The following is a 15,994-nucleotide window of genomic DNA, read 5'->3' as shown; positions in this document are numbered from 1 at the left end:
TCAATGGTTCACCATTAGCATAGTGTTCTAGCCAGGTTTTACTAATCACATTTGGGTCATCTGGTAAACTAGCAACATCCCATCCAGGTAAATCCAGTTGCTCCANCAGGAATTTAATGTTGGGGAACTGCAACGGGTTTATTTTGCTAATCCCTCTGGGATCGAGAATATTCTAACCAGGGTAACTGGGGGGAATCTATCCAATATTCTAGGGACTTTGGGAGTAGATGGACCAGCAAATCTGTTTTTGCTCAATCCCAATGGCATTGTGTTTGGCTCCCAGGCAAAATTAGATGTAGCTGGTTCGTTTTTTGCGTCTACTGCTAATAGCTTGGTATTTGGTGATGGGCTGGAGTTTAGTGCCACATCCCCACAAGCCCCGCCACTGTTAACGATTAATATTACTCCAGGATTGCAGTATGGTAAATATGACCCCAGGACAACAATTACAAATGCTGGGAATTTAGCTGCTGGAAAAGACTTGACCCTAGCAGCAGGCAATCTCGATTTACAGGGTCAACTGGATGCTGGTAGGAATTTGACTCTGTTGGCAGAAGATACAGTCAACATCACCGATAGTGTAGCGCAACCGTTTAAAGCGTACTCTGGTGGTTCGCTACTGATTCAGGGAAATCAGTTAATTACTATTGCAGCAAAGAACCATTCCGATAGTGGTTTATTGGCTGGGTTGGATTTACGGTTGCGCTCTGCTAATCCCATCACCGGAGATACTAACTATACCGTTGGCGGAAATATCATCATTGAGCAGTTGGATGGTAACCCAGGAAATTTCATCAGTCCCAATGATCCCATTATTCTGGCCAATGGGGATGTCAGTTTAGGAAACTATACCGGAGCATCACTGCATATTTTGGCAGGAGGTAGTGTTACCGTTGGTGACATCGAAATTAACTCTACCGATACCGGGGATAATGCGATTAGCCCTAGTAACTCCAATCCGTTTTTGGCTAGTCTGGCTAATGTCACCTTGTCGGACGAAGCGAGAACCTCTGTAGTGATTGATGGCAGTAAGCGACCTACTTTAGATATCCGTGCTGGCATAGATTGGACATTACTCGGCGGTTTTCCAGGAAATACCGATAGTGGTAACCTTGCGCCTAACTTTGGCAGTGCTGCTACTAGTGCAAATATCGAAATTGGTGAGGTCTCGATTAATGCTCCCAATGGACTGGTATTGTTAACGAATCAGTATCAACCTAACCCATCCTTAGTTAGTGACACCCTTAAAATTAGTTCGCTTCTGACTGGTGATGGTACGGATAAAAATAACTTCAAGACATTGAATAGCCAGAGGTTTTCAGGAAATGGTGGCTCGGTCTTGATTGATTATCGTGGGGGGATTGACATAAGCGATCGCATTGATGCGTCTTCCGCTTCTGGGCAAGCAGGGGATATTACTGTGATTACAAATGGTCAACTATCCCTTGAAAGTGACAAAAGTTTCATTATTAGCAATACCTTTGGCACCGAAAAAGCTGGGGATATTACTATCGATACTGGGTCACTCTTTGCCACAGGCGGTGCTCAAATCGAAACCAGTACCTTTGGTCAAGCAGATGCTGGGAAAATTACCATTGTTGCTGATGATACAGTAACCTTTGACGGATTCGCACTACAGCCAGAGGATCGGGACATATCTGATCGAGCAACGGGTCCAGTCAATATTATCAGAGAAGGGGCTGAAGGTAACAGTGGTGGTATTTCGATTACCACAGGTTCCTTGTTTATAACTGGTGGGGCTCAACTCCAAGTCAGAGTTGGAGATCGACAGACCAATGACGAATCCAATGACAAATCCGTTGGTAACTCGGGGGATATTGAAATTTTTGCCCGTGATACAGTTTCCTTTGGCCCCGGGCAGACCGAATTTGGTGGTACTGCCGTCACTAGTATCGAGAAGCAAGGTGAGGGTAAGGCTGGTGATATTAATATTAAGGCAAGGTCGGTTTCTTTAACTGTTGGTTCACTGCAATCTAACACCCTAGGTAAAGGGGATGCGGGTAACGTAGAAATTATCGCTACAGAGACAGTCACCTTCGACAAAAGTCCTAATTCTATTCTCAGTAGGGTTAACCCAGAGGGTAAGGGCAATGGCGGCGATGTTCACATAGAAACTGGGTCACTTTTCCTCACCAATGGTTCTCGTATTATTTCTGAGACACGAGGCACAGGAAATGGCGGTAACGTCACAATTAAGGCACGGGATCAGGTGATTTTCGATGGGGTAGGGACTGAAGATGATCCTCTGTGTGATGATATATGTCCCAATGGTGTGTTCAGTAGTGTCTCATCAAAAGCGATGGGAAATGGTGGAAACATAGATATCTCAACTAATCAGCTAATACTGCGAGGTACCGGCAAGATTTCTGCTGAGGCTTTTAAGAATCAGAATTTCCCACAAGTCAAGGGCGGCAACATCGATATTGAGACCGAATTACTGATTGCCTTTCCCCCAACTCCTCCTGATGGTAGCGATATCCTTACCAAAGCTCCAACGGGTCAAGGGGGTGATATCACAATCGATGCCTTCACCATTTTGGGTGATATTGAAGAGCGCCCAGCCACTGATGGCAATAGCACCAATGATGTAGATGCCACTGGTAGTATAAACGGTAATGTAACTCTCAACATCACCAATGACTTCCTGGAGCGCGAGCCAAACAGCTTACCCACGGAACCGGGCAAAGCTCAATTTTACCAGCGCTGTCAACCAGGTAATAGCTCTGGCAGTAGGTTTATCAATACTGGACGTGGCGGCATACCCCCTCGCCCAGGTGAAATCAGCAGCAATACCCTTTGGGAAGATATACGCCGTCCCACTGCCCGTGGACGGTATCGCTCCCGTACGGCATTGGTGAAGCCCCCCGTTAAGCCCCCCACTACCCCTAAGCCAAAACGGATTATAGAAGCTCAAGGCTTGATGATTGATGCTGATGGCAATATCTTTCTGACTGCTTATCCCACTACCGTGACACCGGATGGGTCTTGGCGGCTGTCTGGAGAGTGTGGGCACAGGTAGTGTGGGGAGATGGGGAGTGTGGGGAGATGGGGAGAATTGAGGTAAATTTTAAATTCAATGTTCACAACTCCGACTCCCTACTCCCTACTCCCTACTCCCTACTCCCTACTCCCTACTCCCTACTCCCTACTCCCTACTCCCTACTCCCTAATAATAATAAGGATTTTTCGGTTCAGGAATTTTCTTAATCCCACTGGCTTCAATCACCAGCTGGCGTCTATCATCCAAGGTTTCAGTAATCATTTGACCTTCAACCTCGATCCAGGTATCGGAGGGATAATCATTACGGTTTTCATTAATTTTTACTGGCAAACCCAAAGGATAAGCGTCAGCAGCACAACAGGTAATCACAAACCGGGAAATTAAGAGATGGTCTGGAGGGAGATTAGGAGCAATTACTACAAAACCATCCACTTTTACCTTTTGACCGGTATAGGCATCTGGTTCAGGATAAACATTCAAAAGCTTGATCCATTCAATTAGGGTGCGCTTTTCAGGATTGCTAGCACTGCGAAAGGATTGCGGTTGCGATCGCGTTATGGTGGGGGAGTCGGCTATACCCCGGTGTAGGGCGGTTTGGCTAGTAAATGCCTTGGGTGTCACGATTAAACCAACCATTGCCGTAGCGATTAGGAAGCCACTACTCCAACTAGGGGGAAATAAAGTTGTATGTTGAACAGCTGGTCTAGTTACTGCCTTACCTAATCGGTGTTTACGCTCTAACTTCAGGAGTTGGGATAACCTCAACCCTGATATTAACAATAAAATTACACCAGTGATAACTACCAAGCTAAAGTAATTGGGATGAATTAATAAGCTTAACTCACCAGTTAGCCAGGATTTCAACAATAAAACTCCCCATAAAGCTAATGCAATTACTTCTAAAAGAGGAATTGACCAGTTTCTCCTGTAAGCACTTTTTCTGGACAAACGCCCTGAATGGTTAGATGGATTCATCATTAACAAGTCAATGGATTGTAGGAATATTTAAAATTTAATCTAGGGAGTAGGGAGCAGGGAGCAGGGAGCAGGGAGTAGGGAGCAGGGAGCAGGGAGCAGGGAGCAGGGAGCAGGGAGCGGGGAGCAGGGAGTAGTGCTAAGACTTTGGGGATAGTATAAAGACATGTTGGGAAATGTTTACTACTGGATTCAACACTTATTTAAAAATTATTGATCACCCTTAATACTTAATAATGAATTGTTCATAATTAACAAATAATCAGGCAATAGGATTTTTTACTGTTCCCTACTCCCTACTCCCTACTCCCTACTCCCTACTCCCTACTCCCTACTCCCTACTCCCTACTCCCTACTCCCTACTCCCTACTCCCTACTCCCTACTCCCTACTCCCTACTCCCTAACTCACATACAAATTAAGAAACAAAGTCAATAAAAATGTTAATTGCCCTGCTATTAGAAATAGGTAAATGATTGACTTGGTTTTAAATACAGATAACAGTAAACCGATGGCTTTGATGTCAATCATTGGTCCGAAGATTAGAAATGCTAACAACGAGCCACTGGTGAAGGTTGAGGCAAAGGCGAGGGCAAAAAATGCATCGACGGTGGAACAGATGGATACTACAGCGGCCAATAGCATCATGGCCAAAATAGACATCACTGGTCCTTGACCGAGGCTAATGATAATATCACGGGGGATAACGACTTGAATGATGGCTGCGATCGCACTACCTAAAACTAGGATTGAGCCTAGCTCCCGAAACTCTTGTATAGCATTTTCGACAAAGAGCTGTAGTCGATCAGATAAGGGTTTAGTATTTATGTTCTGGCTAACGGGTGTGTTTAAGACATTAGCGTCTAAGGGCAAAGGTGTACCAGATTGACCGAGTAAATATGAGCCTGATTGTAGTAATGCTGGCTTATCCTCAGCAAATTTCCTTGGTCTAGAGCGAAACACTGCTCGTTGCAGTAGGGGGCCTAAGTCTTTCTGAGTACTGAAGACACAGCCGATAAAGATGGAAATACTTAAGGAAAATAAAATTCGCAATACCCAGATTTCCGGCTGGTCTCGAAAGGCTACCCAAGTTGACCAAATTACTACAGGATTGATGGTTGGGGCTGCGAGCAAAAACCCAATTGCTACTGGTGCTGGTGCTCCCTGGCTCAGCAACCGCCTAGCCACTGGCACATTACCACACTCACACACTGGGAACAAAAAGCCGACACAACTACCAAAAACTGCTCCTAGAAAGGGGTGGCGAGGCATACTAGCAATTAGCTTGCGCTCATCCACAAAAAACAGCAATAAGCTGGAGAGAATAACCCCCAGTAGCAAAAAAGGTGTTGCTTCAACCAACAAACTCAAGAATAGGGTGAAGGCGTTGTTGAGCTGATTCATGCATTTTCCTATTTATGCTTGAGCAACGTGTTAAGCAAGAGAAAAATCAAAGGTCAAAGGTCAAACACTAGTCTAGGGCAAGGCTTTTGGCTACCAGCGATAGGCAAATTTAATCGGGAATACCTTACCTGATACCAGATGATTCTTTTCTTTTCTAGCATAGAGGCTAGCTGTTTCCCCGTAGGGTGGCGCTTAGCTACACTTCATGAGAGGGTTGGGAATAGGTGACAGTGTTACTATCCTTGTTACTATCCTGATGAAAGGGTAAGCCAATGTCTGACCTAAGCAAAATAGTATACCCTAATCTTGACCTATTCCTCTACGATCTACGGGAAGGTCTAGGGCAAGACCCGGAAATTATTGATCACAACCGTGAACGATTCTGGCAAAGAATCTATGGTCATCCCGAGGGTGATGAATCAGACCTGATCCTAGAGCCCACCTTACTGGCTAAGCTCAAACAGGCAGAACGCTCAGAATCTAGGTTGGTGGAACTATTGGGTGCTGATGTGGTCAAGCATTTCGAGCGTCCTTTGGAAGGCTACTACTACCCTATCCAAATTGGTAACACTTACGCCCTTCAGGTCAACTGTTCCGGAGTTTATGCTGATGGTATCAGACAATCCAACCATTCCCCCCAACCCATTACAAATATTAAGAAAATCCAAGGGGAAATTCTTGCCCACATCAATCACCAACCTGGAGCAATTGGTCAAACTTGGATCATGTGGGGTCAACTGTGTGACCGTGATCAAGACCCGACACAAATTGCCCTAGAATGCTACAAGCAACTGGTGTCTCAATCCGACTGGTCAAGAGACTTCCAAGCCCAAGGCAAAGTGCTAGGGGGGACTTTATTTGAATTTTGGCGTCCTCCCGCCGATTGGTCAGAGCCAGAAGCGATCAAGCACAACCATCATTTGTTAATCTGGTTGTTTCCCAAAAAGCGGTCTATTGATTCTATCATCGACACCATTACTGGCATTTATATAGACTTAATTTACCTATTGTATTATCGTAACAAAATTCTTTGGGCTTATGGTGAAATTAACAGACCACTAGCAGAACTTAAAGCTGATCTAGTCTCAGTTAAAAGTACTATTGATCAGATCAGTATGTTACCCCAAAATACAGTAAAATTAAGGGAAATACTAAGCAATAATCTCAACCTATTGTCTCGTTATGCTACTAATTTAGGGAGGCTGGATTCCCAAACCCAAACCATTAAAACCAATATCGAAGATTACCAACAACGATTGATTAAATTAAAACAGGTTTATCAACGGAGTGATTGGCACATTCTGGGAGAGTTTAGGGATTTAGCAGCTAGCCAATATCTGCAACAATTGGAGATGGAGCATGGCAGATTAAAGTCTGGTTTAACCTTACTAGAAAATCTAATTCGGACAGTAGATGGCATGACCCAAACTTACCAAACTCAGAGTAATCGCAGCTTACACCAAAGCATTGCTCTGGCTGGTGTGGGAGTAGCAACCAGTAGCATTACCGCTACTGTCCTAGTTAAACAACAACCCCCTGATAATAATAGTATCTTTATAGTAACACCAGCTTTTGCCTGGAGTATTCTCACTGGTGCGATCGCTACTCTGGTAATGTGGATAATTTTACGGTTATTTAGTCGTTAAGGGAATAGGGAACAGGGAGTAGGGAGTAGGGAGTAGGGAGTAGGGAAATGGGGAGATGGGGAGATGGGGAGATGGGGAGATGGGGAGATGGGGAGTCGGGAGTCGGGAGTCGGGAGTCGGGAGTCGGGAGTCGGGAGTCGGGGTAATAAAATTGAATGTAGCTGATCAGCTTAAAAAACGTTATATAAATTATTAAAAATAAGGGTTAATTATAACTGTTTCATTTCAATCAAAATGCCTTGTTTAATACGTTTTGTATTAAACAAAAAACCTTGAAATAAGAGTCAATAATAATTGCTAAAAATTTTAAATTACTAAGCTAAATCATTCCCGATTCCCGATTCCCGATTCCCGATTCCCGATTCCCGATTACCTGTTACCTACTCCCTACTCCCTACTCCCTACTCCCTTTCCTTTATGTACTTAAAAAAATCCCAAACTGTTTTATTATTGCTGCTGTGGATTACGATTGGGGCTTTGCTGCGCTTTGCTGGTCTAGGAGTTTTACCTCCTTGGACTGATGAATGTGCGACAACAGTATTTAGCCTGGGTAACAGTTTTTACTCGTTACCTCTGAATCAGTTTATGGGAGTAGAAACCCTATTAAGCCCACTGAAACCATCTCCTGAGGGTGGCATTAGTAATGTTATTCATTATTTATTAACGGAAAGTACCCATCCGCCAGTTTATTTTGCTCTGACCCATCTGTGGCTGAAACTATTCCGATTAGAGGATGGTATGGTTTCCATTTGGGCAGTGCGATCGCTTTCTGCTTTATTGGGAGTAATCTCGATTCCAGCTATCTTTTGCCTAGGTCGGCTGGCCTTTCGCTCACTATTGGTAGGTCACATAGCAGCAGCAATGATGGCTGTGTCCCCTTTCGGGATTTTCCTAGCTCAACAGGCTCGTCATTATACTCTGGCTATTTTGCTGGTGATAGCATCTCTGGGTTGCTTGGTGAAAGCGGTAGAGTTAATCGACCGTGGTGAACGGTTGCCCAGTTGGCTAGGGTTAGCGTGGGTGGGAGTGAATAGTCTCGGGATTGCTACCCATTATTTCTTTATCCTGACTTTAGGTGCGGAAGCGATCGCATTATTCGGACAAGCTTGGCGAGAAACTCAGCAAGACCGACTAGCTTTCATCAAACCTTACTGGTGGCGGATTTATGGAGTAGCTATGGGTTCCTTAGCGGGATGTTTAGTGTGGATACCGGCCTTACAAGCCATTCATGATAGTCCCCCTACCCAATGGATTTATAGCCAAAATGCGATCGCACGATGGATTGAACCCATAGGACGATTCTTACTATGGCTGTTCAGTATGGTGTTACTGCTACCTTCTTCTTTCTATGACCTATCCCTAGAAATTATTATTGTTTCCGGTATAGTTACGTTAATCCTGGTGATTTGGATAGTATCCCATCTCCGCTATGGACTGAAATTGCAGCAACTCGATCACCATAACCGTTTCGCTTTCACAATCCTAAGGGAGTATGTCTTAGCAGCAATTGGGTTATGTTTAGTCTTGACCTGGGGTTTCGGTATAGATTTAAGCACAGCCCCTCGTTTTCACTTCGTCTACTTTCCAGCAGTGATCCTCTTGGTGGCAGCAAGCTTAGGTGGTTGTTGGAATCAGATAGTGGGGAATAGGGAACAGGGAATAGGGAACAGGGAGCAGGGAGCAGGGAGCAGGGAGCAGGGAACAGGGAGCAGGAACCCTCTTGATCAGGGGGGGAAAGAATACCGAAGTCTTAATCAGGAGCGGACAGAGCTGGGATCCCCCCTAACCCCCCTTAATAAGGGGGGGAAAGACCTTAATAAGGGGGGGAAAGAGGAGGGAGTAGGGAGCAGGGAGCAGGGAGCAGGGAGCAGGGAGCAGGGAAATGGAACAAAATCCGATGTACCTGATCGGGATGACAAAGGGTATACAGCAAATTCCGCCCCCCTAACCCCCCAATTCTGGGGGGAATTAGCGGATGCTTCGCTTTTTGACAGATGGGGATTTAGGGGGCTTGCAGCTAAAGGCAGTGAGGTCAATTCATCTGAAAAAGGCTATAAGTCTTACTTTGGCAGAAGGATAGTTGTAGCGGTATGGTTGATTGGGCTGTTGGGTGGATTAGTGACAGTCTCGAATCTTGGTTATCTTCAAAACGAGCGCCCGGATCTATTAGTGTCTATTGTTAAGGAAGCAAGTGAAGCACCGGTTGCGATCGCAACGACCTACAAACACCATGGACAGACCGGGCGGATGATGGGATTAGCTTGGGGATTGAAAGGTATGGTTGTTGCTAATGGTTCTAATGATAATTCCAGGGATTTTCCCCAATTTTTCTTAGTAGATCGTGACCGGAATAGTTCCAGTTACGAGGATTCTGTCCAACAATTACAACAACAATTAAAGGAATTGCCACGACCACTAGACTTATGGTTAGTCAATTTCCGTACTAAAGTTGACCTAGACTCTCAGCAATGCTTTCGAGAAAAGCGCTCTCGAAAGTGGGCTGGTCAATACAGTTATAAGCTTTATCGATGTGTTGGGGAAAGCTGAACATAGGGGTTTCAGTTAGGTGAGGTAGATTTTTTAGGGAGCAGGGAGCAGGGAGCAGGGAGCAGGGGTAATAAAATTTAATGTACCTCATTTTTTTAGGGAAAGTGCTATAACTAGCATACAGCGGTTTGCCATTCAGTTAGGTATAAAGTTCTGGGTTTTTAGGGAGCAGGGAGCAGGGAGTAGGGAGCAGTGAAGAGGGAAGTCATAAGACGGAAAACAATCCTGTGCACCTGATAGTTATGCAAACCGCCGTAAACACTATACTCTATAAATAAGTTTATAAATGTCAAACATTAATAATTTTAAAGACTTAATAATTTGGCAAAAAGGCATGGATATAGCCGAAAAGTGTTATTTATTAACTAAATTTTTTCCTAAAGATGAATTATACGGCATGGTTCAACAAATTAGGAGAGCTGCGGTATCTATTCCGGCTAATATAGCAGAAGGATATGGGAGAAGGTCAACCGCTGAGTACGTCAGATTTCTTAATATTGCCCAAGGCTCAATTAACGAATTAGAAACACATATTATTTTATCTTCTAGAGTAGGCTTATCTAAGCAAACAGATATAGAAGTAATTGTTTCTTTACTTAAAGAAGAAAGTCGAATGATTATTGCTCTTATTAAAAAGCTAGAACAATGACTTCTGTTTCTCCTTCCCTGCTCCCTGCTCCCTGCTCCCTGCTCCCTGCTCCCTGCTCCCTAAAACCCAAAAAATTGTACTTTACTAGCTTAAAAACCGCTATACCATGGATAAAGATACTAAATTTGCTTTACTAGTAATTGCGATTCCCCTGTGTGGATTAATTTATTGTGGCTCAGCAATAGCAGTGATGGTTTACAGCGAATATGTCAGAGAACATCCCCTGACATTTGGTACCCTTTTCCTACTAATTCCCTTCGCTACCGGAGCATTCATTTGGCTGAGAGCTTCCGCTAAAGCTTATCAAGGAAAGGGAATAGGGAACAGGGAACAGGGAACAGGGAGTAGGGAGTAGGGAGTAGGGAAATGGCATCAACAATTCTCACAATTCCTCAACTGATTACTATACCCTACTGAAAGACCAAGGGCGAACAAAATTCAACCTTAATAACCTTGGCCAAAAGGCCACGCTACGCGAACAACATCCTAATCTTAAACCTTCAACATCCTAACCTTCAACCTTCAACATCCTAACCTTCAACCTTCAACATCCTAACCTTCAACCTTCAACATCCTAACCTTCAACCTTCAACCTCATAACCTTAAACCTTAAACATCCTAACTTTAAACCTTAAACATCCTAACTTTAAACCTTAAACATCCTAACCTTCAACCTTAAACATCCTAACCTTCAACCTTAAACATCCTAACCTTCAACCTTCAACATTCTAACCTTCAACCTTCCCAAAAAAAATAGCCGCAGAAATCTTTTCCACGGCTAGAGGTTTTGATGATGACTACAATTTTTCAACCAAACCTAAACACAATCCCATGTGATGAGACCTAATGTTTCGGCCAGGGGGGTTACCCCCCCTAAATTAGTTTAATCGATAATCAGGTATTTGGTCATCATCGTGATGAATTCCCCTGAGATGCCAGTGGGCTGAAGGGGGCTCCACTCGGAGATTTCCGCGTAACGCAGCGCATATAGGGTATGCATGGTCTTCATTATGGCTTTACGTGATCCTTTTAAAATGTGCTTAACTGGGTATTTTTTTTGAGAAGGTTCCTGAGGAGTATTAGCGGGAGTAATCTCTTCAGGATTGTTGTTTTCGTTTGGGATAAACTCTTCAGTCATCGTTAAAACCTTTGTTTGAAGTTTATACTATAATAATAACGATTATAAATTGGTTTGTCAAGGAATTTTATAATTTATTTTCTGAGGGTATATTGAAATAAATTGTACAGAATTAATAATTTAGAATCGGGAATCGGGAACAGAGGGGAAATTTTGAAATGGAATCGCGTAGCGTCTCTTTCAGAGAATCGCATTTTTTTGAGAAGTAATTTTATCGAGAACTACGGAAACAGTAAATCGGTAAAGTAATGAATTGTGATAATTTTTATTCCCTGTTCCCTACTCCCTACTCCCTACTCCCTACTCCCTACTCCCTACTCCCTACTCCCTACTCCCGATATTTCCCTGTGTTAAACTAAATCGAGATTGGGTTTCAAGCATCTACTGGTTAATACTATATAATTAACTGGAGGCTAATCCTTGAGTAAATTAACGGACTTGATAAAAATCTCAAGCCACCAGGACTCATTTGCCAAGGCAGATGTGGTGTTTGTTCACGGGCTGGGAGGGAATGGGATAAGCACGTGGCATCCTAAGGAAAAACGGGATGATTATGACTTCTGGCCAGTTTGGTTAGGAAACGATCAGCTAGGTCTTAATATCTGGTCTTTTGGGTATAACGCTGAAGGGACAAACTGGAAAAGCAACAGCAGTATGCCCCTTTTCGATCAAGCCAGTAATTTATTAGATTGGTTAAATATCCACGATCTTGGCAAGCGTCCATTAGTATTTATTACTCATAGTCTGGGCGGGCTTTTAGTCAAGAAAATGCTTAACAGTGCGTTGACCTTTCAAAAGCAAGCTATTCTTGAGAAGACTACAGGGATTGTATTTCTGGGTACTCCCCACACTGGTGCTAATCTAGCTAATTTAATTGATAATATTAGCGTTTTGTCACGAACCACCGTAACTGTGGAGGAACTAAAAGCTCATCACCCTCAGTTACGGGAATTAAATGAGTGGTATCGAGAAAATGTTCGGAGTTTAGGAATTGCTACAAAGGTCTATTATGAAACCCAGCCTTTCAAAGGAATTTTAGTGGTAGACCCAGATAGTGCTAACCCAGGCATTGAAAAAGTGAAGCCGGTTGCTATAGCAAAGAACCATATTGACCTATGCAAACCAGAGTCTCAAAACAGTCAGGTCTATCTTGGTGTCAGGAAATTTATTGAGGAATGCCTCAAAACTCCTGTGCGCCTAAGGGATGACAGCAACGGAACAGTTTATTTTGGCGAGATTCGTATTCATGAGCATTAGCTGGAGTCGTCCGACCGGGAACGGACAAAGTTAAATCCCCCCAGTAACATTACTAATCGTGGCACTCCTCACTTTGTCGGGAGACAAGATAAACTTGAACAGCTCCATCAGGAACTTCAACAGAGCGATCAATTAATGATTTGTGCCATTGCCGGAATGGGCGGTTTGGGCAAAACCGAATTAGCTCTACAATATGCACTGAGATATCAGGATAAGTATCGTGGTGGTTTGTGCTGGTTGCAAGTGCGCCGTGCAGATCTTGGCACTCAACTTGTTAGTTTTGGGCGTAGGGACTTAGGATTAACCATTCCAGATGAACTAGAGTTCAACGACCAGGTAAGATACTGCTGGAGAAATTGGCCAGAAGGAACAGTATTAATCGTGCTGGATGATGTTCTTTCTTTCGGCAATGACTATAAACAGAGAATTGAACCCTACTTACCTCCAGCCCAATCCCGCTTCAAGGTACTGGTCACCAGCCGTCAGCGTCCAGGAGCTTCTTACCGACGAATTGACTTGGATGTATTATCCCCAGAGGCAGCATTAGAATTATTCCGTAGCCTTGTTGGAAAAGAGCGCATTGACAAAGAACTAACAGAAGCAGAAGCCTTATGTGAATGGTTGGGTTATTTGCCCTTGGGTTTGGAATTAGTAGGACGATATTTAGATCTATATCCGAGTTCCACTATTGCTAAAGTTCAGAAACATTTAGAGCAAGAGAAATTAGCAGCTAAGGCGTTACTTTATCCAACAGAACAAGGGAAGATGACAGCCCCGTTGGATGTAGCAACAGCATTGGATTTATCGTGGAATGATTTACCACCAAAAGCCCAGCAGTTAGGATGTAATCTGAGTCTGTTTGCTCCTGCTCCTTTTGAGTGGTCACTGGTAGAGGCTTGTATTATCCAAGCTCAAGATCAGGAGGAATGGGGAAAAGCACAAGAAGAATTAGAAGAATTATGCGATCGCTTTCTAGTCAATCCTAATATGTTGGCATTGACTGAAAATAAAACCTATCGACTCCATCCACTAATTCGGGAATTCTTCCAGACCAAGCTCGCTCAATTACCAGAGGCTGATTCCTACAAGCAAAGCTTTTGTCAGGCAATGGCGGCTAAGGCAAAAGAAATTCCCAAGACACCAACTCGTGATCAGATTGCAGCAGTGACACCCGCCATCCCCCATTTAGCCGAAGCTGCCACAGTCTTCACTAATTGGATCAGGGATGAAGATTTACTATCACTCTTTACTGGCTTAGGAAGATTCTATGAAGGTCAAGGTAGCTATAACCAGGCTGAACGGTGGTGGGAGCTATGTTTAGACATAACCATAAGCCGCCTGGGTGAGAAACATCCCGATGTGGGCACCAGTCTCAACCATCTAGCAGAAATCTACTTTAATCAGGGGCGATACGATCAGGCTCAGTCCCTCTATGTCAAAGCATTGGAGCTCAGAAAAGAGTTACTGGGTGAAGAGCATCCTGATGTGGCCGAAACTTTCAACGACCTGGCAGTATTCCTCGAAGATCAGGGGCTGTTCGATCGCTCAGAATCCTTTTTCCTCAAGGCATTGGAGATAAGAAAGACACTGCTCAGTGAAGACCATCCTGATCTAGTCCTAAGTCTAAATAATTTGGGAAGAGTCTATGGGATTCAGGAGCGCTACGATCAGGCAAAATCCCTCTTAGATCAGGCATTGGAGATGACAAAAAAGTTGTTGAGTGAAGACCATCCTTATAAAATATATATTCTCAACAACTTAGGAGCACTCTACTCTGCCCAGGGGGACTACCATCAGGCAGAAGATTTCTATCATAAGGCATTGGAGATCGCAAGGCACCGCCTGAGTGAAAAACATCCTCATGTAGCTCACATTCTCAATAACCTAGCAAATCTCTACAATATTCAGGGGCAGTACGATCAGGCCGAACCCCTATTGCTGCAAGCATTGGATATTATAAAACCCTGCCTAGGTAAAAAATATCCTCATGTAGCTCACATTCTCAATGGCCTGGGTAACCTCTACAATCTTCAGGGGCAGTACGATCAGGCTGAAACCTTCTATCAGCAGGCATTGAAGATTAGACAGCACTGGTTGGGTGAACAACATCCCCATATAGCCGAGAGTCTCAACAGGCTGGCTGACCTCTACTATAGTCAGGAGCAATACGATCAGGCTGAAACCTTCTATCAGCAGGCATTGAAGATTAGACAGCACTGGTTGGGTGAACAACATCCCCATATAGCTGAGAGTCTCAACAGGCTGGCTGACCTCTACTATAGTCAGGAGCAATACGATCAGGCTGAAACCTTCTATATGCAAGCATTGGAGATGAGAAAGGGCTGCTTAGGTCAACAACATCCCCATATAGCTGAGAGTCTCAATAGGCTGGCTAACCTCTACTATAGTCAGGAGCAATACGATCAGGCCGAACCTCTCTATCAGCAGGCATTGGACATGAACAAGAAGTTGCTGGGTCGCAAGCATATCTATGTAGCCCACATTCTCAATAACCTAGCAAATCTCTACAATATTCAGGGGCAGTACGATCAGGCAAAACCTCTATATATCGAGGCATTGGATATGAAAAAGCAGTTGCTCGGTAAGAACCATCCAGATTTAGTCGTCAGTCTCAATAACCTGGCAAATTTCTACTATAGTCAGGAGCAATACGATCAGGCTGAAACCTTCTATATGCAAGCATTGGAGATGAGAAAGGGCTGCTTAGGTGAACAACATCCCCATATAGCTGATAGTCTCAACAGGCTGGCTGACCTCTACTATAGTCAGGAGCAATACGATCAGGCTGAAACCTTCTATATGCAAGCATTGGAGATGAGAAAGGGCTGCTTAGGTGAACAACATCCCCATATAGCTGATAGTCTCAATAACCTGGCAAATTTCTACTATAGTCAGGAGCAGTACAATCAGGCAGAACCTCTATATATCGAGGCATTGGAGATTGCAGAGCGGAAGTTAGGGTCAAATCATCCTAAAACGGTAACCTTTCGTGATAATCTGGAAAGGTTGCGTGATATCCGTAATAATCCCTAATTTTTGAATTATTTTAGGAAAAAATTGGCTATTTTGTGTGATTTATTCCTAAAACTGATCAGTTATCAAAAGAAATTATAATTCACAGGAAGCGATTGACCTTGGCCTTTAGGCCACGCTTCGCGAATGGTCACGCTACGCGATGCTCCTTTGGAGCCGCTAAAAGCGATTGACCTTGGCCTTTAGGCCACGCTTCGCGAATGGTCACGCTACGCGATCGCATTCTCAACCCAACAACCAAACAATAGCTCTGTTTACCAAATTCCTATCAAAAGCGCTACAATATAATATTACCCTATATTC

The 15,994-nt window shown here is 43.9% G+C and carries 12 protein-coding genes; 8 read left to right on the top strand and 4 right to left on the bottom strand.

The window, feature by feature from the left end:
* Positions 1–97 precede the first annotated feature (97 nt).
* Together F6K53_RS02570 and F6K53_RS02565 are read left to right on the top strand one after the other, a co-directional pair.
* On the top strand, positions 98–3,040 hold the full coding sequence (locus tag F6K53_RS02570; RefSeq protein ID WP_293079816.1) for a filamentous hemagglutinin N-terminal domain-containing protein: 2,943 nt from the start codon (positions 98–100) through the stop codon (positions 3,038–3,040).
* Positions 3,007–3,228 (top strand): hypothetical protein, encoded by a 222-nt coding sequence (locus F6K53_RS02565; RefSeq protein WP_293037725.1) that lies wholly within the window; start codon positions 3,007–3,009, stop codon positions 3,226–3,228. Before F6K53_RS02570 ends, F6K53_RS02565 begins: the two co-directional genes overlap by 34 nt.
* Here F6K53_RS02565 and F6K53_RS02560 read toward each other — a convergent pair.
* The 3 genes from F6K53_RS02560 to F6K53_RS02550 all read right to left on the bottom strand — a co-directional run bounded on the left by F6K53_RS02560 (position 3,188) and on the right by F6K53_RS02550 (position 5,400).
* Complete coding sequence (locus tag F6K53_RS02560; protein ID WP_364300551.1) at positions 3,188–3,886, bottom strand: TIGR03943 family protein; 699 nt, start codon at positions 3,884–3,886, stop codon at positions 3,188–3,190. The genes F6K53_RS02565 and F6K53_RS02560 overlap by 41 nt on opposite strands.
* 153 nt (positions 3,887–4,039) lie before the next feature.
* Positions 4,040–4,165, bottom strand: a complete 126-nt coding sequence (locus tag F6K53_RS02555; RefSeq protein WP_293063849.1) for a hypothetical protein — start codon at positions 4,163–4,165, stop codon at positions 4,040–4,042.
* Positions 4,166–4,398: 233 nt separating this feature from the next.
* Positions 4,399–5,400 carry a permease gene (locus tag F6K53_RS02550; RefSeq protein WP_293018236.1) on the bottom strand — a complete coding sequence of 334 codons (1,002 nt, stop codon included), beginning with the start codon at positions 5,398–5,400 and terminating at the stop codon, positions 4,399–4,401.
* 272 nt (positions 5,401–5,672) lie between these two features.
* Between F6K53_RS02550 and F6K53_RS02545 the strand changes: the two genes are divergently transcribed.
* The 4 genes from F6K53_RS02545 to F6K53_RS02530 all read left to right on the top strand — a co-directional run bounded on the left by F6K53_RS02545 (position 5,673) and on the right by F6K53_RS02530 (position 10,379).
* The gene (locus F6K53_RS02545; protein WP_293037719.1) at positions 5,673–7,046 is read left to right on the top strand and encodes a hypothetical protein; all 1,374 of its coding nucleotides are present in this window, start codon (positions 5,673–5,675) and stop codon (positions 7,044–7,046) included.
* A 417-nt stretch (positions 7,047–7,463) separates the two neighbouring features.
* Positions 7,464–9,593, top strand: a complete 2,130-nt coding sequence (locus F6K53_RS02540; protein WP_293079813.1) for a glycosyltransferase family 39 protein — start codon at positions 7,464–7,466, stop codon at positions 9,591–9,593.
* A 286-nt stretch (positions 9,594–9,879) separates the two neighbouring features.
* A complete protein-coding gene (locus F6K53_RS02535; RefSeq protein ID WP_293018231.1) occupies positions 9,880–10,242 on the top strand; it encodes a four helix bundle protein in 363 nt (120 codons plus the stop codon).
* Positions 10,239–10,379 (top strand): hypothetical protein, encoded by a 141-nt coding sequence (locus F6K53_RS02530; protein WP_293018229.1) that lies wholly within the window; start codon positions 10,239–10,241, stop codon positions 10,377–10,379. The genes F6K53_RS02535 and F6K53_RS02530 overlap by 4 nt, the downstream gene beginning before the upstream one ends.
* A gap of 746 nt (positions 10,380–11,125) precedes the next feature.
* Here F6K53_RS02530 and F6K53_RS02525 read toward each other — a convergent pair.
* Entirely contained in the window at positions 11,126–11,380 is a 255-nt protein-coding gene (locus F6K53_RS02525) for a hypothetical protein (protein WP_075897588.1), read from the bottom strand.
* A gap of 420 nt (positions 11,381–11,800) precedes the next feature.
* Between F6K53_RS02525 and F6K53_RS02520 the strand changes: the two genes are divergently transcribed.
* Both F6K53_RS02520 and F6K53_RS02515 read left to right on the top strand, forming a co-directional pair.
* On the top strand, positions 11,801–12,637 hold the full coding sequence (locus tag F6K53_RS02520) for a hypothetical protein (RefSeq protein ID WP_293063854.1): 837 nt from the start codon (positions 11,801–11,803) through the stop codon (positions 12,635–12,637).
* Complete coding sequence (locus F6K53_RS02515) at positions 12,638–15,691, top strand: tetratricopeptide repeat protein (RefSeq protein ID WP_366511314.1); 3,054 nt, start codon at positions 12,638–12,640, stop codon at positions 15,689–15,691.
* The last annotated feature ends 303 nt before the right edge of the window (positions 15,692–15,994 follow it).

The sequence above is a fragment of the Moorena sp. SIO4A1 genome (genome assembly GCF_010672065.1).
Taxonomy (GTDB): domain Bacteria; phylum Cyanobacteriota; class Cyanobacteriia; order Cyanobacteriales; family Coleofasciculaceae; genus Moorena.
Note: the sequence above shows the minus strand (reverse complement) of the source record. Positions and strands in the feature narration are given on the sequence as shown.

Excerpts from the sequence above, each read along its gene's own strand:
- F6K53_RS02555 (WP_293063849.1), bottom strand. The coding sequence starts at position 4,165 with ATGTCTTTATACTATCCCCAAAGTCTTAGCACTACTCCCTGCTCCCCG.
- F6K53_RS02550 (WP_293018236.1), bottom strand. The coding sequence starts at position 5,400 with ATGAATCAGCTCAACAACGCCTTCACCCTATTCTTGAGTTTGTTGGTT.
- F6K53_RS02545 (WP_293037719.1), top strand. The coding sequence starts at position 5,673 with ATGTCTGACCTAAGCAAAATAGTATACCCTAATCTTGACCTATTCCTC.
- F6K53_RS02540 (WP_293079813.1), top strand. The coding sequence starts at position 7,464 with ATGTACTTAAAAAAATCCCAAACTGTTTTATTATTGCTGCTGTGGATT.
- F6K53_RS02535 (WP_293018231.1), top strand. The coding sequence starts at position 9,880 with ATGTCAAACATTAATAATTTTAAAGACTTAATAATTTGGCAAAAAGGC.
- F6K53_RS02530 (WP_293018229.1), top strand. The coding sequence starts at position 10,239 with ATGACTTCTGTTTCTCCTTCCCTGCTCCCTGCTCCCTGCTCCCTGCTC.
- F6K53_RS02525 (WP_075897588.1), bottom strand. The coding sequence starts at position 11,380 with ATGACTGAAGAGTTTATCCCAAACGAAAACAACAATCCTGAAGAGATT.